This is a genomic window from Agromyces sp. CCNWLW203, assembly GCF_036576125.1.
Lineage (GTDB): Bacteria > Actinomycetota > Actinomycetes > Actinomycetales > Microbacteriaceae > Agromyces.
The window spans coordinates 66958-85258 of the sequence record NZ_JAZHYX010000007.1 but is presented as its reverse complement, the minus strand read 5'-3'; the positions used below and the strand labels follow the sequence as shown (position 1 = coordinate 85258).

The following is an 18301-nucleotide window of genomic DNA, read 5'->3' as shown; positions in this document are numbered from 1 at the left end:
CTCTCGCCCCCAATTGTTCCACAACGAGATCACCGCGCCGGGTACCGCATACGCTCCGGCCGGGCTCTGCACCACCCAACCGCCCGCGAACTCCTGTCGGCACGCCCCGCCATTGAGGTCGCAGAGCTGCGACGTCACCTGCTGTCCGAGCCACGGACTCGTGAGGACCGCGTTGAACCACGGATCGGTCGAACTCGTGACTTTGGCGACGCCGGCGGTGACGGTGATGACACCGCCTTGGAAGCTCTGCGTGAAGGTCCCGCCCGCGGGATCGGCGGAGGGCGCACTCGCCGGGAACCCGAGCATCCCCCATTCGCGGCCCCAGTCGAACCACCGCGCGAGGACGCTCCGCGGTACCGCCGCGACCCCCGCCGGACTCTGCACGATCCAGCCGCCGGCGAACTCCTGCCTGCAGGCGCCGCCCTTCAGATCGCAGAGCCGGGACGTGACTTGTTCTCCCAGCCACGGAGACGTCACACGAGCGTTGGCCCACGGGTCAGTCGATGAGACGAGAGCGGCGACGCCGTTCCTGACCTCCACCGTGCCCCCGGAGAACTGCTGGGTGTAGTTCGAGGAGGCCGTCAGTGGCGGGTCGCCACTCGGGAATCCCATGACGCCACGTTCACGGCCCCAGTTGTTCCAGAGTTTCAGCACTTCGGGCCGCACCGCGCGGATGCCACTGGCCGAGCTCGTGGAAACGGCACCACCCTGGAAGAGCTGTACGCATCCGGCCCCTGAACCGCAATCCCCGGCAGCCAACGGATAGCCGAGGAATCCGTTCTCGTTACCGTAGTACCACCAGGACCCGCGGACTGCATTCGTCACCGGAACGATGGGGGTCGACGCGCTGTGCACGATCCAGCCGCCCTCGAACGTCTGGTAGCACCCGCCAGCGGCGATTCCGCAGACGCGGTCGGCTGTCGGATACCCGAGATAGCCGTTCTCGTTGCCCGTCGCCCACCACGCCCAGCGATAGTCCAATGTCACGATCTGAGGCTGCGTCGCTGCACTGTCGACGATCCAGCCGTTGGTGAACACCTGATAGCACCCACCGCGGGTCAGCCCGCAGGTATAGGGCCAGGTCGCGTAGCCGAGGGATCCGGCACTTGCGTTGTACAGGGGTTGGAACGGTGCACCGACCGAGTAGCCGCGGACGGATCCGAACCAGTCGACGAAGTACTGGTAGAAATTCCGATTTCCGTAGGCGGAGCACCCGTCACCGGTGCCGTATCCCGCCGCGAGCGCCGCCCGATTCGGCTGATACGGCGTGTAGTAGTACAGGTTCGCGGTGGCCTGGTTGCGAATGTACACCGGCGAAGAGCCGCACGCGGCGTTCGGGTGGTATCGCACGTTCCAGGTGTGGCCAGGCGCGTACCAAGTGAAGTAATTGCTCGTTCCGGGCGGATTTGCATATCGCTTGAACTGCGCGGCCGCGCTGTACACCTGGTTGAAGAACCCGAAGTACTGGGAGTCGCAGGCCGCCGTGTCCGGGCAGCCCATTCCCATGGCGATTCGATACTGGGAGGTCGTCGGCCAGGTATCGGTGACGAGCCCCTGCTCCTTCTGCAAGGTGACCAGGAGCACTTTCGGACTGATGCCGCAGCTCTGGCCGACCTTCGAGATGATGTCCGCCGCACTCTCGTACGGTCCGGCGACGTATCCGTTGCACAAGGGACCCGGCGCGATGTTGCGCGTGGCCTCGCGGTAGTCCTTCAGGCAGGTGTATCCCGAGCGACAGGGCCCCACCTTCGATTCGAGGAAGTTCTGAACGTCGCGAGGCGACATGGACGTGCCGTCGAAGAATACGGAGTCGTCGATGATGTTGCCTGGGTCGAACTGGCTGAGATCCGCGGCCTGCGCGGGCTCTGGTGGTCGCGCCGCGACGTCAATGACGGTCAAGAATGCGGCGACAAGCGCCATGCACAGCACCGCCACGGCGAATGATCGCCGTCGATGCCCTCGTCCCCCGAGATCCCCCACGGCCCCATCGTAGGGCGCAGCACACCATCACTGCGAGAACCTCGCGGTGCGCGTCGCCAGCATGTCGCACACGGAGCGGCCGGTACTCGACCGTCAGAACCGGCGCGCGGCAGCCTCGGCGAGGTATCGATCGACCGACCACTCCGCGTCGAACCCCAGTTCCCGACGAGCGCGATCCACGCGTGCAACGCAGTAGGACGGCGCCGACGGGGATGTCGCGACCGAATACGACCCGGGGGCGGCGAAGCGCGACAGCATGACGTTGTCGGTCGCTATCCCGGTTCCGATGTTGAGGATTCGGAACCCCGGACTCGTGGCCTCGGTTGCGATCGCCATCGCTCTCGCGACATCATCGCCGTGGATGTAGTCGCGCACGAAGGAGTCCGAGACCTGCAGGACTGCACGCGGTTCGCCGGTTGCGAGCCGCGTGATGAGCGATCGGGAGAAGCCAGGACCGTAGATGTTGAAGATACGAAGCGAGATTGCGGACAGCGGCGTGCTCCCGGCGACCTCGCGGAGCACCTCCTCGCTTCGGCGCTTGAGCGAGGCGTACATGCCCGGGCCGAGCGCCACGTCCTCTTCGGCGACCGGTTCCGTCCATGTTGTGCCGTAGACCGCCGCACTCGAGGCGAAGACGATCCGCTCGACGCCGTGACGCGCGGCGTCGAGGGCGAAGCGTCGGATGTGGTCGACGTTCGCGACCACCACCGCCTCCTCGAGGTCCTCGACTCCCGGGTTGGCCAGGTAGATGACCGTCCGCGGCCGGATCGACCGCAGGGCGGAAACGACGTCGCCACGCTTGGAGATGTCGAGGGCGTCTCGTCCGGTCCGCCGCGTCACCGCTGCAGGAAGCCGTCGCGAGGCGAGCTCCGCCGCAACCGCAGCGCCGAGTGGCCCGCCACCGCCCACGACGAGCGCGTGGGTGGCGGTCATTGCAGCGCGTTGAATCCGAAGTCGCGCATGGCATCGGTCAATTGCTCGGCAGTGATGTCGTAGTGGCGCGTTCGATCGAGCATCGAACCGACCCATTCGGTCGTCTCGCCACGAGCTTGGGCGTCCTCGTCGGTGACGATGAAGATCTTCGGATGCGTCGTGGAGTCCACGGAGCTCGAAGAGTGCGAGAGCTCTTCGTACATCTTCTCGCCTGGCCGAAGGCCGATGATATCGACATCGAGGCTCGGATCCACCGCCTCGATGAGCCCTCGGGCGAGGTCGTAGACGCGGATCGGCTCACCCATGTCGAGCACGAAGAGGTCGCCCGGCTTACCGGCCGTGGCCGTCTGGATCACCAGCTGGGCCGCCTCGTCGATCGTCATGAAGTAGCGTGTGATCTCCGCGTGGGTCACGGTGAGGTTCCGTCGCTGGTGGAGCTGCTGACGGAAGGTCTGCATCACGCTCCCCTCGCTCTCCAGCACGTTGCCGAAGCGCACGCCCGAGAACCTGGTCGACGGCGATGCTGCAGCGAGATCGCGGAGGAGGAGCTCGCCGAGACGCTTGGTAGCACCCATCACGTTGGTGGGATTGACCGCCTTATCGGACGAGACGTACACGACGTTGGCGACGCCATGCTCTGCTGCCCGCGAGAAGACGTTCAGCGTTCCCCAGACGTTGTTGTTGAACGCCTCGACCGGATTGTGCTGCATGAGCGGAACATGTTTGTATGCCGCGACGTGGAACAGGAAGTCGGGCTGATACTCAGCCATGAGTTGACCCATGCGCGCCTCGGACTGGACGTCGCCGATCTCGAGACGAGCGTTCGATGCATCGTTGAGCGAGTTCCCGAGGCGGAACATCCCGCTCTCGGATCGATCCACGCAGACGATCAGCTCGGGCTCGAGCATGTTGAGCTGAGCCACGATCCTCGAGCCGATGGACCCAGCGGCACCCGTGACCATGACGCGACGGCCACGGATCACCTCACGTGCGTGCACCATGTCATGTTTGACCGGAGCGCGTCCCACGAGGTCGAGGATGTCGACATCGGTGAGGTCCGACACCGAAACCCGCTCGCGCGAGACGATCCGATACGTGCGGGGAACGATCGCGAGTTCGACCGACGCGCGATGTACCTGGGTCACGAAATCGCGGAGCGTTTCGCCGGACACCGATGGGATCGCGAAGTAGACGACGTCGACAGCCTCGTGAACGCACACCTCGGCGACACTCGCGAGCGGCCCGAGCACGTCGTCCCCGCTCGCATGGTCATCGAGGAAGCCCACGAGGACGTCACCACCTGCGACGACCTCCTTCGACAGGCTCAGGCCCGCCACGCCACGCCCGGCGATGAGCACTCGCTTCGGCACGCGACGAGGTCGCGGCTCTCTCAGTTCCGACACAGGCGATCGCGCTCCTTACGACTGGGGTGGGCCCGGAACAGTTTACGTGCCCCTTGCTGACACGAGTGAGCCCAACGCCGTTTATGCTGGGATGTCGCAGCACGAACGGCGACTCGCACGGAACACGAACAGAGAAGCGACTCGTATGAAATACAGAACGGATCGACGTGAAGCCTGAGCGACCCCTCGTCGTCGATCTCGACGGTTCACTCCTCCGAGGCGACACGCTTCACGAATCGGTCGTCGCGAACCTTCGCCATCCGGCGGCTGTGGTCTCTGCCGCGTGGGCTTTGGCCGCCCATGGAAAGGCGCCGATGAAGCGCCGGCTCGCGGAGACCAACCGACTCGACGTCACTCTTCTGCCCACGAATTCCGCCGTCGTCTCGCTCATGAAGGGTCACGCAGAACAGGGCGGTCTCATCTACCTTGCGACCGGCGCCGACCGATCCGTCGCCGATGCCGTCGCCGTGCGATTCGACATGTTCGACGCGGTGTTCGCGAGTGATGGGTTGGCCAACCTCACGAGTCAGGCGAAGGCCGACATGCTGACCACCACCTTCGGTGAACGGGGGTTCGACTACGTCGGCAACTCGCCCGAAGACGCCGCCGTCTGGTCTCGTGCCGAGCGCGCATACCTGGCGACGACCGAGGCTCGGCCGCGCGTGCCGAGATGGGCCGGCCGTGAGGTGGAACTGCTGTCCGACCCTGGCCCCACTCGCCTCCGAGCATGGCTGAAGGAACTCCGGGTCCACCAGAGCCTGAAGAACACGTTGCTCTTCCTCCCGTTGATCGCGGCCCACGAATTCACCAACCCGACCGCACTACTCCTGACGATCGCAGGCTTCATCGCGTTCACCTTCATGGCGTCCTCGGTCTACCTGCTGAACGACCTGCTCGACGTCAATCTCGACCGCGCACACCGCACCAAGCGCGACCGACCGATTGCCGCGGGGTGGATCCGCCCGATGCACGCCCTCTACGCAAGTGCCGGTCTCGCCATTGCCGCGCTGGTTCTCGGGATTCTCATCGGCTTGAGCTTCGCGGTGGTCCTCGTCCTGTACGCAGCACTCACCTTCTCCTACAGCTACTGGCTGAAGCGAATCACACTGGTCGACGTCATCACGCTCGCCATGCTCTACATGATCCGCATCGTCGCCGGCGCGGTGGTCACGGGCATCGCGCTGTCCTTCTGGTTCACGGGCGTCACCCTCTTCCTCTTCCTCTGCCTCGCGTTCGTGAAGCGCTACGCCGAACTGCACTCGTCGCAGGGTTCACCCGTCCCCGGGCGCGGATATCACGGCGACGACGTGCACACCATCCTCGCGCTCGGCGTCGGGTCAGGACTGGCCTCCACGCTCCTACTCGCGATCTACATCCAGAGTCCCGCCGTCAGCTTGCTCTACCCTGCCGCGGTCGTACTGTGGCTCGTCATCCCGACCGTGTTCTATTGGATCGGGAATCTCTGGATCAAGGCGGGACGTGGTGAGATGCACGACGACCCGGTGATCTTCGCGCTTCGCGACCGCGCCAGTCTCGTCGCCGCCGCGATCGTGCTCGCCCTCTTCGTCGCGGCATCACTGCCGGCGACCGCCGACCTCGTCGAACGGATGACCAGTGCTGTCTGAATCGAGCATTGCCACGCCGCGCATCGACGTCTTCCTCCAGTACTACAAGCCGCACGTCAGCGGGCTCACCAACATGGCGGCAGATCTCGCCGAGGCCGCCGTGGCCGATGGGTACGACGTGCATGTCCATTGCGTCACGAAGTCAGGACCGACGACGGTCGAGAACGTCGACGGCGTCACCGTGCACGCCTACCGCCGCACGTTCTCGCTCGGCCGCGGGAACTTCTCGGTCGCCATGCTGAACGCCGCACGGCGCCTCCGGCGCCGCTCGGGGATCGCGCACTTCCACCTCCCCCTCCCAGAGTCCGCCGCCTTCAGTTGGCTCCTCGGCCCGAAGTGGCGGTCCGTCGTGACGTACCAGTGCGACGCTCCCCTCGGCTCCTTCGGTGACACGGCTATCGCGCGAGCCTTGGATGTGTCGCACCGGGTCCTCATCCGCCGCGCCGACGTGGTCTGCACGTCGAGCGCCGACTACGCCGAGCATTCCCGGCTCAGCCAGCTGTTCAATGAACGAGTTTCCGTCCCGATCCCCGCCACCAGCATCGACCGCGCCGGTGGCACTCGTCGATTCGCCGTCGAAGGGCGTCGGCAGATCGGATTCCTCGGTCGACCGACGACCGAGAAGGGCATCGACGTATTGATGGACGCGCTCGAATCGCTCTCCGACGACGTGCTGCTCACCCTCGCCGGTCCGCTCGACGGGCTGACCGATCGCGTGGGCTACGACCGGCAGCGGCTCGAACGACTCATCGCGGAAGGCCGCGTGCGGTCGCTCGGGTTCCTCGACGAATCCGACATCGCCGACTTCCACGCATCGCTCGACGTCTTCGTACTCCCCTCGACGAACTCCTTCGAGGCTTTCGGGATCGTGCAGGTCGAGGCGATGTCGGCTGGTACCCCGGTCGTGGCATCTGCGCTCCCCGGCGTTCGCACCATCGTGCAGTCGACGGGGTTCGGGGAGATCGCAGCCGTCGGCGACGCCGTCGACCTCGCGATGGCGATCTCGCGTGCCCTCGAGCGCACCTACGACGCGGCACATGCCCGCGAGGTCCTGGAGCAGCGATACCTTCCGCCGGTGCCGCAGAACGCGTACCTCGAGATCTACCGCCGTCTCAGCCGCTGACCAGCAGTCCGATCCGTCGCGGCCGCCGACCAGGCGACCCGTTCAGTCGCAGGTATTGCGCACCACGATGGCGGCCTCGGTGTACGTAGGGTTCGACTCGATCGTGCCAACCGTGACCCAGCAGTCCGGCCCGCCCGGAAGCGCGTCCTGCCAGTCCTCGGCATCGCTCTCGTAGATCACCATGAAGTCCGTGACGGGCAGGTCGCCCTCGTTGGCACCGGTCTCGCGAGCGGTACCGTCGTCGAGCGTGACGGGAAGCAGGACGTTGCACAGCCGATCGCCGTACAGACCGTAGGGCAACGTGCCGAATCGGGAGAATTCGTTCATCCCCGATGCGGTGAGACCGCCAAGCGTCTGCACGCCGAGCGTGAAGCACTCGTCATCGCTCGAGGGGAGCCAGTCGATCGCGTCGGGGGTTCCCCACGGGTTGCCGGGCGTGTCGGGCTGCCAACGGCTGTCGAGGTTGCGCATCTGCAGGATCGAAGCGGCACCGGGATAGACGTTCCGCTCGTTCCAGATCATCTGGCCACCCGCGAGCAGAAGCGCCAGGCTCACCGCCAGCACGTCGACGAGCCGCGGCGGCGGAACCAGGAACTGCGTCATCAGGAGCGCCACCATGATCGCGACGGTCGGGCCGATCACGTAGCGCGCGTCGAACGTCGACGGCTGGATGACGAGAATGGCCACCGACAATCCGAGGATCCACAACTGCGGCACCCACTGACCGGCTGTGAGCACCGCGGTGCCGGACCTGCGCCGGAGCATGAAGACCACGAGCTGCCCCGCGAGCACGATGACGACGATCCCGAGCACCATGAGCGGGACATGGCCAAAGCCGCCGACACGCGGATCGTAGTCGAGCTTGGTGACCCCGTCGCGAATGCCCGCGACGATCGAATCGAGGTAGATCGCGATGCGCCCCGGGTCGACGAGTCCGGTGCCGCGTTCTCCGGAGGTGAAGACGCTGAGGTCGACGATTCCCGGAAAACGCACGGGACCCATCGACACCTGCACGGGGAATACCGGGTTGCTGAACGAGATGAAATTGCGCACGTAGAACGACAGCGCTGCGAACGCGGGAATGCCGATCCCGAGCGCCGCAACGCCGAGTGCCTTCCAGAAACGCTCTCCTGCCCTGATGCGGCGCCAGATCACGACACCGGCGAGCACGGCCGCGAGCAACAGGCTCGTGAGGATGCCGGTCGGCTTCGTCGCGAGGATCGCACTGATCGCGACGCCGGACACGATGATGTCGATCGCGCCGAACCGACGAGTGAGCGCGATCAGGAGGATGCTGACCGCAACCGCAGTGCCGTAGGCGAGATCGACGTACAGAATCCGCGGCTGCATCCAGATCACGGGTGCCGACACGACGAGGCAGGCCAGGCCGATGCGCATCCAGGCTCGCGGGAATCGGGATGCGAGGGCGAAGTTGATCGCCAGCGCGAGGACGACGAGGTGCGGTACCTGCAGCGCGTCATCGAACCGCGCCTCTCCGGTGAAGGAGGCGAGGTTGACTCCCCCCGCCATAGTGAGGTCAGTGTAATAGGTGAACTCGTTCAGCGGCGTCCAGCCCCAGAGGCTCCCCGACTGCACGAGCAGTGCGAGGACGGGACCGTGGTATAGCTCGCCGTCGACGGAGAGCTCGGGCTTCACGACAGCCACCGCGACATGGAACACGACCACGATGGTGAGGATGAGGATCGCGGCCCAGCCAATGCGCGCGGCCGCCGCGAAGCCGTGCCAGCCCTCGGCCAGGTTGCGCCGGATGCGCGCAGAGCTGAGCGCGAGCCCGAGTCCGATCGCGAGCGCGACGTTGACCACCGCCCATGGCAGTGCGAGCAGGAGCCCCACCGAGATGATGAGCGCGTACCCGTATACGGCGATGAGCGCGCCATAGAGCAACCCGCGGGCGTGGCCTCGAGTGGGGAACACGAGGAAGTAGACGCCGACGAAGAGGGCGATCTGGACAAGGATACCGAGCGATCCGGCGACGGCGTGCAGCACAGGCTGAGACTAGTCGACCCCGATGCGGAACCGGAAACCGCGCCATCTTCGGGGCTGCCGATGCGTCGCGGTAGGCTCGATGAGTGTCAGATCCATCTCCGGCCACCGACCGCCCGACTCCTCCTGTCGCCCTCACCATCGTCGTCACGACGCACGGCGAAGGCCGGCTGCTGCGGCCGACGATCCACTCGATCGCACGCGCGATCGATGCGGTCACCACCCTGGATGAGTCCGTCGAGCTGCTGCTCGTCTGCGATCGCGTCGACGACCGGACCCGCCATGAAGTGCACCACTGGCTGAATCGTGACGGACTGAGTTTTGCGGTACGAAGTCTCGACGTGGACCTCGGCGAGTCAGGAGCCGCACGCAACGCCGGGGCTCAGGCGTCCCTGGGCGAGTACATCGCCTTCGTCGACGGTGACGATCTCGTCTCGTCCGACTACTTCCGCGAGTCCCTTCGGATGCTGCGCGCTGCGCCCCGACGCACGATCGTCCATCCGCATCGCGTGATCAGTTTCGGGGCGCGCTCGCTCGTCTGGGAGACGCTCGCGACCGTGAACGGCGACGTCGACTACAAGTCGATCATCCGGCACAACCCATGGCCGTCTTCCTCAGTCGCACCCGCTGAGGTCTACCGCGAGATCCCATACCGTTCTCTTCCGCCCGGTGCCGGGTATGGGCCAGAGGACTGGATCTGGAACATCGATACCGCGGCCGCCGGCATTCCCCACGACGTGGTCACCGACAGCATGTTCTTCTATCGCGTGCGAGAGCGTGGAGGCGTCAACAACCGCCACGGTGCTTCGATTCTTCCCCGCTTCGACTTCGACGCGCTCCGGTCCGCGCTTCCAGTCCGCGTACCGGATGCCAGTGCCCAGGGAGCACGTTCCTTCTCGGTGCGGGAGCTCGGGCGGCGCGCCTACGTGACCGCACGACCGCTCGTGCGTCGGATCACGAGCAGACTGACACCCGAGGAACGCGAGCGCATCTATCGCGGCGCACGACGCGTCCACCACACTGTGCTTCGGATCCCCACCGAGGATTCTCGCGCCGCCGCGCACATCCAGAATGCACTTCGTGAGGCGACGGAGATCGAGCCGGCTATTTCCTGGACGGCTCACCACTACGACAAGCTCGCTCGCTGGCACACGGATGACGATGGATACACCGACGCGCTCGAATACGTGCTCGACGCGATCGGCGACCGGTCCGACGCGATCGTCGCAGTCCCATGGGTTGGGATCGGCGGCGCCGACCTCGTGTCACGCAATTATGCGACCGCGATCCAGTCCTCGGCACGCTTCCGGGGAAAGACGACCCTCCTCGCGACGCACCTACCCGAACGCACGGTCCACGAGCTAATCCCTGAAGGCGTGAACTTCGTCCAGGTACCGAAGACGCTCGACAAGATGTGGCCGGATCTCCAGCGACGCTTCATCGCGCAGATCGTGGTCATGACCCGACCCGAGCTCCTCGTCTCGGTGAATTGCTTCCACCTCGCGAACGCCTTGCAGCTCTACGGTCGGCAGATCGCAGACGGGACCGACGTCTTCGCCACCCTGTTCGCGTTCGACCGCATCGAGCCGGGCTACCCGGTGAATCCGATCACCGACGACAGTCAACGCGCCTACCTCGACGACATCGCGGGCATCATCACGGACAACTCGAACACTGCGGCTCTCATCGAGGAGATCCTCGCAGTGGAGCCACCGGTCCTCCAAGTACACCGGCAGCCGGCGCTCGACACGGTTCCGGCGCTCGCACGCGACACACAGGCCTACAACGATGTGCGGTTCACCCACGAGGACCCGCTTCGGGTCATCTGGCCGCACCGCATCGACACCGAGAAGCGGCCCGATACGGTCGCAGCGATCGCCCGGATGATCCAGGAGCGCAACCTCCCGGTGCAGATCGATGTCTGGGGCTCGCCAGTGCTCTCCTCCGACGCGAAGCAAAGGATGCGCGACCTGGCCGACGCGGGCGTCCACTACCGAGGCCCGTACTCCGGGGGGCTGACGGCGCTGCCGATCGGCGAATACCACGCCCTGCTGCTGACCAGCCAGTCCGAAGGATTGCCTTTGGTGCTCGTCCAGGCACTCCTCTGCGGGCTCCCTGTCGTGGCATCCGGTGTCGGCGGCGTGCCCGACATCATCGTCGATGGCCGAACCGGACTGCTCACGGAGGGCCCCAACGACATCGAGGGTTTCGTCACATCGCTCGAGCGCCTGATGGAGTCGATCGAACTTCGCCGGAGTCTGATCGAGGAGGGCTACGCCTTCGCTGCGGCCCAGCACTCGTGGGAAGCCTTCCAGACCACGGTGAACGAGACGCTCATCGGCGATGGATCATCCGTTAGACCCTGACTCCTGCTTGAACGGCCTCGAGGAGGTCGGCCTTCGACGCCCAGGGCTCGCATGCGTTCCGCGCCTATCATGGTGATGGCCGCATGGTGATCGCCGAGCCACCGGCAAGCAAGGTACGACCTGCACGACCGCCAGTAGGGTCGAACCCGGTTACGAACGAAAGACAGGTCGAGATGACAACGAAGCCATCCCACAAAGTCGGTGTGTTCATGCCGTGCTTCAACCTCGGCGAATACGTCGAAGAAGCCGTTGAATCCCTCTACGCGCAGACCTTTCAGGACTTCCATCTCCTGCTCGCGGATGACGCTTCGACGGACGCTCGCACTGTCGAGGTCGTCGAGCGCATCTCCCGCCCTCGTTGCGATGTGCACTTCGAGACCGACAATCTCGGACTCGTCGAGATCTCCAACAAGTACATGCAGCGCCTCGACGCCGAGTACATCGTCCTGTTCAATGCCGATGACCGCCTCCACCCGGAGTTCCTTGATGCGCAGGTCGCGTATCTCGACGCTCATCCCGAGATCGCTGCCGTCAGCGTCTCGGTACAGGAGTTCGGCGATTCGGATAATCTCATCGAGTACGACGACTCCCGGTCGGATCTCCCGTTCATGCTCGTCGAGAACCGCTTCTCTGGTGCCGCTCTGATGCGGAAGAACGCCTGGCTCGCCGCAGGTATGCACGATCCCGACCCCGATCTCTACCCGAATCTCGATTACGACCTGTGGCTGTCGATGCTCGCGAAGGGAATGAAGCTCGGAACGATCCCGCAGGCGTTGTTCTACTGGCGGGTGCGCAAGTCATCTCTGAGCCACGACATGGACGCGGAACGGATGAGGGTGTTTCGGCGTGCCCTGCTGCGAAAGTACTCGGATCTTTATCGCGAGCACGCAGAGTTCGTCACAGGGTTTCTGCTCGATGAGCTCGCTCGGTTCGAGCAGTTCTATCTTGATACCACGGAAGCGAAGGCCTGGTTGGTCGACCAGTACGAGACACACCTTGCGCTCAGTCAGACCCTTTCCGAGGAGGTCGAAGTCCTGAAACTGCAACTCGCGGCGACACGGCCGTCATTGCTCGCCAAAGTCGCGACGAGGTTGAGGGGCTGATCCGGCCGAGATTCTCGTCTACCCGACCGCGGACCGCGGCTCGATCGCTACGCATCGCCGCGGAGGTACCCGCGGGTCGAGGCCAGTCGCGCGTCGAAGGTGTCTACCGAATAGTCCGACAGAATGCTGCTTCGCGCCGAGGTCGCTCGTCGCGCCGCGTCGTCGGGATGCTCGAGGATTTCGGCGATCGTCGACACGTAGGCATCGATGTCGTCGAAGCGGGCGATCGGATACCCGATCTCGCTCGTGAGCACTTCGCCGATGCCACCGACTGTCGGAGCGATGACGGGAAGACCGGCGGCCAGGGCTTCGAGCATCATGTTGGGCACCCCCTCCCACTCGGAGGTCATGAGAAACGCGTCGTACTGCTCGATCGGCAGATTTGAGAACCCACCCGTGAATGGCGGGTGTCGGTGGGCGCCCGCAGCCTCTAGCGCGCGAAGATGATCGGGAAGGGCCGGGTCGCCCATCACCTCTTCGCCGTAGAAATGCACCTCAACGGGAAGCCGGAGTCGCTCGATCTCGACCGCGATAGCCGCGAGTACGTCGACCCGTTTCTGCACGTCGAAGCGACCTGCCCAGAGGACCCGGAATGGGCGCACCCCGCGCACCGGTCCGCCGCGGGTGCCGAACGTAGTGTCCACGATGTTCCTCTGCACGAGGAACTTCGCGGGATCGAAGCCGAACTCGTTCGACATCGTCTGCACGAATGCCTCGCTGTCGACGAGCACCGCGGTGACTGGGTCGAGAAAGCCATCACGGCGGTAGAAGAGCACTGACGTGCGCTCCCCGTCGGGCGTGCGGTCGATGACGTAGGTGGAAAGGAACAGGGCCGACGTGGGGGCCAGCGCCGCTCCATGGCGTTCGATCACGTCGAATGCGACGGTGGAATTGAACGCATGGACCGTCGAGGGCTGCAGCTGAGCGATCAGCTGGGGTATCAGGTGTTCGACGCACCACTCACGATCGACAGACGCTGACGCGATGCTGCTCAACTCGAACAGATCAACGCCGTCGGGAAGGAGATCCAGTCGAGTCGACGTCGAGAATTCCGTCGTGATGAGGGCGACGCTGGCATCTGGATCGAGGCGACGGACGGCTCCGATGTAGTGCGCGAGCATGAGATCGCCACCGCCGGTGCGCACCCACGGCGCGAAGAACAGGTAGTCGACGGAGTCCGGGAGGGCGGCACGGAGACGCCAGTACGCTGCGGCGCGTTCGCCTTCTCGCCCGCCGGCCGCGACCATCCGGTATTCGCCGAGCGCTGACGCGCGGGGGAACGGCACCGCTGGTTCGAAGCGGTTCTGCTCCCGCAGCTCCGCCGCGAGCCACTCCGGCACGGCGGATCCGTGCTGGGAGGACCTGGCTCGCCGCAGCGCATCGCGTGCGGGGCGGACGGTGTCGATCGCGAGACGCGCAGCTGCGGCGACCGGGCGCGGGAGTCTCTCGACCCGCTCCCGTGGACTGGTTCGTCGCACCGGCGCCGCCGCGAGCGACGCGGATTTCGCGAAATCGCGATCGGCGAGCAAGGCCGAAGGCAGCATCAACGAATGAGCGATCGAACCGTTGATGTCCGCGTCGGCAGCCGCACGCACGAGCAAGGCCGTCCTGCTCACGATCGCCCGCTCGACGCCGGCCGCAGCGATTCTGGCGTTCCAGAGCCATCCGGCATCGGGGAGCGACGAGGCGGGTGTCTCGTGCACGATGCGCCGAAGGGTCGCGGCAGTTGCGGCGAACCTCCACCCCCACGGGTCCACGACCGCCAGAGCTTCGATCGCCTCTCGATCGTCGCCTCTCGGCCGAGCCGTCACCTCTCGGGTGGATCCGAACGTCACGAGCAACTCGGCGTCGGCCACTGACGTGCCGTCGAGCCCGGCAATCGCCTCGAACGCAGCCGCAAACCAGCTCGACGTCACGAGCGCATCGGCATCGAGCAGCGCGATCACCTGCCCGGATGCCGCCTCGATTCCGTTGACGACCGCAGCAGCTGCCGACTCATCCGCGGGTCCGTCGAGGTGCAGCACGGTGGACGAGTCGGAGAATGCGTTCACGGCACGCTTTCCGCCGGGGCCGACCAGGATAACGTCGATCCGAAGCCCCTTCGACGCGCCTTCGACGATGGCGTGCTCGAGCGATCGGATCGGAGGAACGGCGAGGCGTCCCTGATCACCGACGTGGAACACGACGGTGAGGTCGGCTCCCCGTTCCATCAACCTCGCCCCAGCGCCCGCTTGACCCGCGACTTAGCCCGTCGGAACGCGGTGTCCCCTGCGACCGCCTCGAGTCGATCCAGTCGCCGCGCCAGCTCGTCGAATCGGTCGTCGAGGAGCCGGGTGAGATAGAGCGGGAGCCCGGCTCCCTCGGACGCGACGTATTCGCGCAACGCGCGATCACGAACGAGGCGGTCGAAGCGACCGTGGTCGTCGCGAAGTGCGACGACGGAGTTACCGGCATCTCCATGCTCGTTCGGGCGCTGATGCCAAAAGGCGAGGGCTGGGCCGGAAAGGAATCCGATCTCGCCTCGCGCGGCGAGTCTGAGATTCGCCTCCCAATCACCGGTTACCGGCAGGCTTCCGTCGAAGAGCCCGACCTCGATCAGCGGTGCACGCCGATACAGCATGGAAATGGGCACGCACGTGTTGAAGCGCATGAGATCGAACAGCGTCACTTGGACGAGAGCGGGAAGGAAGGTCTCGCGGCCCTGTTCCCGGACGCTCGCGCCGTCGATCGACTCCCAGATGATCTCCGTTCGCACCGCAACCGCCACCGCAGATGGCTGCGCCTGCAGCCAAGCACCAGTGATGCTCAGGAAGTCCGCGTGCCACGTGTCGTCATCGTCGTGTATCGCCACGAATGTGCTCTCAACTGCGCGCACACCGATGTTGGATGCCTCTTCCATGCCGACCGACGCGTCATGGTGGATCACCCGTACACGACCGCCGAATCGCTCGGCACGCTCGTTGACGAGTGCGTCGACCAGGCCTGCGCTACCGCCGTCATTGACGACCGTCAGCACCCAGTCTGAGACGCTCTGTGCGAGCACGTCATCGAGCGCACGCTGCAGAAGCAACGGACGATTCTTCGTTCGCATGACGATATTGAACCGTGCCGGAGCGACGGTACCTTCTGCAGCCACTCGACCTCCCGGCGGAATTCCTCCCTGCATCCTATCCGGGAGCCGCTGCATTCTCGGACCGGGGAGCGAGCAGCTCGGTCGCCGGCTCGACAGGTAGTATGAGGAAGTTGTGCGCCGATCCGGCGCGGGATCGACTGAACCCGAAGGAACCGAATGACAGGCGGAGACCCTCACGCCGGAATCGGGCTGGAGCGCCCAGGGGTGAGTCGCGGACTCATCGATGTTTTCCAGCACCGCTACCTGCTCTCGCTCATCGTGCGAAAGGAGGTGCAGATCCGTTACCGCGGTTCTGTGCTCGGCTGGCTCTGGTCATACGTGAAGCCGCTCGTCCAGTTTGCCGTGTTCTTCGTGGCGCTCGGCGTCTTCCTCCGACTGAGCAGCTCGATCGACGCCTACCCGCTGTACCTGCTGGCAGGCATGACCGTGATCGGTTTCTTCACCGAAGCGTTCGGGAACGGGACCCGCAGTCTCGTCGACAACGCACCGCTCATCAAGAAGATCTACGTGCCTCGTGAGATGTTCCCGGTGTCGAGCATGATCGTCGCGGCGATCAACACCTTCCCCCAGATGATCGTCGTCGCAGTCATCGCCGCATTCCTCGGCTGGCGGCCGACGCCACTCGGGATCGCCGCGATCCTCCTCGGCGTCGTGATCGTCGCCGTGCTGTCGACGGCGCTGGGAATGCTGTTCGGTGCCGTCAACGTCTCATTCCGAGATGCGCAGAGCTTCGTGGACATCATCGTGATGTGCGCCGTCTGGGCGTCACCCGTCATGTACCAGCTGAGCATGGTCCGAGCGGCGTTCCCCGATTGGGCTTTCACCCTCTACCTGCTCAACCCGCTGACTCCCGCGGTGGAGTTGTTCCATTACGGTTTCTGGGCTCCACTCGACACATCAGGTACCAACCAGCTGCCGGAGCTCTGGCTGTTCGCCGGGATCGCCCTGCTCACGTCCGTCATCCTGCTTTTCATCGGGCAGCTTGTTTTCCGCCGGCTGGAGGGCCGCTTTGCCCAGGTACTCTGACTCCGTGGCCCTGCCGAGCGTCGTCGTCGACGATGTGCACAAGACGTTCAAGCTCCGTCACACCCACTCCGTAAAAGAGACGTTTCTCGCTGCGATCAAGCGCAAGCAGCTCACGACCGACTTCAACGCGCTCGACGGTATCTCGTTCACGATCGAGGAAGGCGAGGCCGTCGCCCTCATGGGCTTCAACGGCTCCGGCAAGTCGACGATGCTCAAGCTCATCTCCGGGGTGATCGTCCCCGATCGCGGCAGCGTTATGACTCGCGGTCGAATCGCCGGCCTCATCGAGGTCGGAGCAGGATTCCACCCCGATCTGTCTGGCCGCGAGAACATCTACTTGAACGCAGCGATCCTCGGCATGTCGAAGAAGGAGATCGACGAGCGCTACGACGACATCGTCGCCTTCAGCGAAATCGAGCAATTCATCGACACCGAGGTCAAGCATTACTCCTCCGGCATGTTCCTCAGGCTCGCCTTCTCGGTCGCGATCCACACCGAAGTCGACGTTCTACTCATCGACGAGATCCTCTCAGTCGGCGACGAGCCCTTTCAGGAGAAGTGCCTGGCCCGAATCCGAGAACTCCATGATGCCGGTAAGACGCTCGTCGTGGTCAGTCACGACCTCGACATGGTCTCTCGCCTTTGCCGGAGAGGGATCGTGCTCCGCGGAGGGAACGTCGTGTTCGACGGTGACAGCACGGACGCTGTGGCCTTGATGCGGGCCTGACGACCGATCGGGGGGCGCTCGCGCGAGCGAGCCGACTGCCGCCTAGTTTTCGGCAGCGGTACCCTTCGGAGATTGCGCGATGAGACGTTTGTAGGCGACCTTGCGAACCGGTTCGGGCACGAAACGATACGCACCGCGCACTACGAGGTTCCGGACGAACTCGGCTCGCGTGGTGAATCCGATGCCACGCATCGCGCGCTGGATCGCCAGCTCGCTCCGCCATTGCTGATAGCCGCCCCGCCGCGCGTAGGCGCCTGCACCGACTCGATACATCACGAGCGGCTCCGGCACGTTGCCGACGTCAGCGCCCGAGGAGATCATCCGTACAAAGAGCCAGTAATCCTCCATGAGGCCCAAAGGCTGGTACCCACCCGCATGTAGAACGGCGCTTCGCCGGTACACGACGGTCGGGTGACTGAACGGGTCGTGGAACCGGGCGTAGCGTTCGATCTCGGTCTGTCCTTGGCGCGGCACTCGTCGGCCGGTGATCGATCCGACGTCATCGAGGAACTCGAACATGCCGCTCCCCACCAGGTCGAGGCCGCCCTCGACCAAGGGAACCTGTTTGGCGAACCGCTCGGGCAACGAGATGTCGTCGGCATCCATGCGGGCCACGATGTCGTGCGCGCACCGCTCGAGGCCTTCTGATAATGCGTGCGCGAGTCCGACGTTCTTCGAGATTCGGTGATGCACGACGGGTACGGGCGATCCTGCGATGGCGGCGGCGATCGCGTCGTCGAGCTCCGCGTCGACAGGGCCGTCCTGCACGAGCACGACCTCATCCGGCCGACGCGTCTGCGCGGTCACACTCGACGAGAACGCCTTCGTGAAGTGCGCCGCGTCGTCGCCTCGATACACCGGCATCAGAAGCGTGAACT

12 protein-coding genes and 2 pseudogenes are annotated in these 18301 nt (G+C 65.0%); 7 read left to right on the top strand and 7 right to left on the bottom strand.

Annotation, left to right across the window (positions count from 1 at the left end; all coding sequences use genetic code 11):
- The 3 genes and pseudogenes from VPH61_RS15805 to VPH61_RS15795 form a co-directional block, all read right to left on the bottom strand.
- Nucleotides 1-1980 (bottom strand): annotated as a pseudogene (locus VPH61_RS15805) (hypothetical protein); the annotation flags it as partial.
- Nucleotides 1981-2073: 93 nt separating this feature from the next.
- Nucleotides 2074-2913, bottom strand: coding sequence for an NAD-dependent epimerase/dehydratase family protein (locus VPH61_RS15800; RefSeq protein ID WP_332064469.1), 840 nt, complete (start codon nt 2911-2913; stop codon nt 2074-2076).
- The gene (locus tag VPH61_RS15795; RefSeq protein ID WP_332064468.1) at nt 2910-4316 is read right to left on the bottom strand and encodes a polysaccharide biosynthesis protein; all 1407 of its coding nucleotides are present in this window, start codon (nt 4314-4316) and stop codon (nt 2910-2912) included. The genes VPH61_RS15800 and VPH61_RS15795 overlap by 4 nt, the downstream gene beginning before the upstream one ends.
- Before the next feature lie 167 nt (nt 4317-4483).
- Between VPH61_RS15795 and VPH61_RS15790 the strand changes: the two genes are divergently transcribed.
- Nucleotides 4484-5941, top strand: a complete 1458-nt coding sequence (locus VPH61_RS15790; protein WP_332064467.1) for a UbiA family prenyltransferase — start codon at nt 4484-4486, stop codon at nt 5939-5941.
- Nucleotides 5931-7064, top strand: coding sequence for a glycosyltransferase family 4 protein (locus VPH61_RS15785; RefSeq protein ID WP_332064466.1), 1134 nt, complete (start codon nt 5931-5933; stop codon nt 7062-7064). Before VPH61_RS15790 ends, VPH61_RS15785 begins: the two co-directional genes overlap by 11 nt.
- A gap of 42 nt (nt 7065-7106) precedes the next feature.
- Here the strand turns inward: VPH61_RS15785 and VPH61_RS15780 are convergent, their stop codons facing one another.
- Entirely contained in the window at nt 7107-9071 is a 1965-nt protein-coding gene (locus tag VPH61_RS15780; RefSeq protein ID WP_332064465.1) for a hypothetical protein, read from the bottom strand.
- Nucleotides 9072-9154: 83 nt separating this feature from the next.
- Between VPH61_RS15780 and VPH61_RS18875 the strand changes: the two are divergent.
- The 3 genes and pseudogenes from VPH61_RS18875 to VPH61_RS15770 form a co-directional block, all read left to right on the top strand.
- Nucleotides 9155-9586, top strand: a pseudogene (locus VPH61_RS18875) (glycosyltransferase family A protein); the annotation flags it as partial.
- A gap of 39 nt (nt 9587-9625) precedes the next feature.
- Entirely contained in the window at nt 9626-11434 is a 1809-nt protein-coding gene (locus tag VPH61_RS15775) for a glycosyltransferase (RefSeq protein ID WP_332064464.1), read from the top strand.
- Between the two features lie 173 nt (nt 11435-11607).
- Nucleotides 11608-12537: a glycosyltransferase family 2 protein gene (locus tag VPH61_RS15770; RefSeq protein ID WP_332064463.1), complete on the top strand. Its 930-nt coding sequence runs from the start codon at nt 11608-11610 to the stop codon at nt 12535-12537.
- Between the two features lie 47 nt (nt 12538-12584).
- Here the strand turns inward: VPH61_RS15770 and VPH61_RS15765 are convergent, their stop codons facing one another.
- Nucleotides 12585-14240, bottom strand: a complete 1656-nt coding sequence (locus VPH61_RS15765; RefSeq protein ID WP_332064462.1) for a glycosyltransferase family 4 protein — start codon at nt 14238-14240, stop codon at nt 12585-12587.
- A 506-nt stretch (nt 14241-14746) separates the two neighbouring features.
- Nucleotides 14747-15628, bottom strand: a complete 882-nt coding sequence (locus VPH61_RS15760) for a glycosyltransferase family 2 protein (RefSeq protein WP_442879122.1) — start codon at nt 15626-15628, stop codon at nt 14747-14749.
- 198 nt (nt 15629-15826) lie between these two features.
- On the opposite strand from VPH61_RS15760, the gene VPH61_RS15755 reads away from it, so the two are divergent.
- Both VPH61_RS15755 and VPH61_RS15750 read left to right on the top strand, forming a co-directional pair.
- Entirely contained in the window at nt 15827-16696 is an 870-nt protein-coding gene (locus tag VPH61_RS15755) for an ABC transporter permease (protein WP_332064460.1), read from the top strand.
- Complete coding sequence (locus tag VPH61_RS15750; protein WP_332064623.1) at nt 16680-17423, top strand: ABC transporter ATP-binding protein; 744 nt, start codon at nt 16680-16682, stop codon at nt 17421-17423. Before VPH61_RS15755 ends, VPH61_RS15750 begins: the two co-directional genes overlap by 17 nt.
- A gap of 42 nt (nt 17424-17465) precedes the next feature.
- Here the strand turns inward: VPH61_RS15750 and VPH61_RS15745 are convergent, their stop codons facing one another.
- Nucleotides 17466-18287, bottom strand: a complete 822-nt coding sequence (locus VPH61_RS15745) for a glycosyltransferase (protein WP_332064622.1) — start codon at nt 18285-18287, stop codon at nt 17466-17468.
- Nucleotides 18288-18301 lie beyond the last annotated feature (14 nt).

Excerpts from the sequence above, each read along its gene's own strand:
- VPH61_RS15800 (WP_332064469.1), bottom strand. The coding sequence starts at position 2,913 with ATGACCGCCACCCACGCGCTCGTCGTGGGCGGTGGCGGGCCACTCGGC.
- VPH61_RS15770 (WP_332064463.1), top strand. The coding sequence starts at position 11,608 with ATGACAACGAAGCCATCCCACAAAGTCGGTGTGTTCATGCCGTGCTTC.
- VPH61_RS15760 (WP_442879122.1), bottom strand. The coding sequence starts at position 15,628 with ATGCGAACGAAGAATCGTCCGTTGCTTCTGCAGCGTGCGCTCGATGAC.
- VPH61_RS15755 (WP_332064460.1), top strand. The coding sequence starts at position 15,827 with ATGACAGGCGGAGACCCTCACGCCGGAATCGGGCTGGAGCGCCCAGGG.
- VPH61_RS15745 (WP_332064622.1), bottom strand. The coding sequence starts at position 18,287 with ATGCCGGTGTATCGAGGCGACGACGCGGCGCACTTCACGAAGGCGTTC.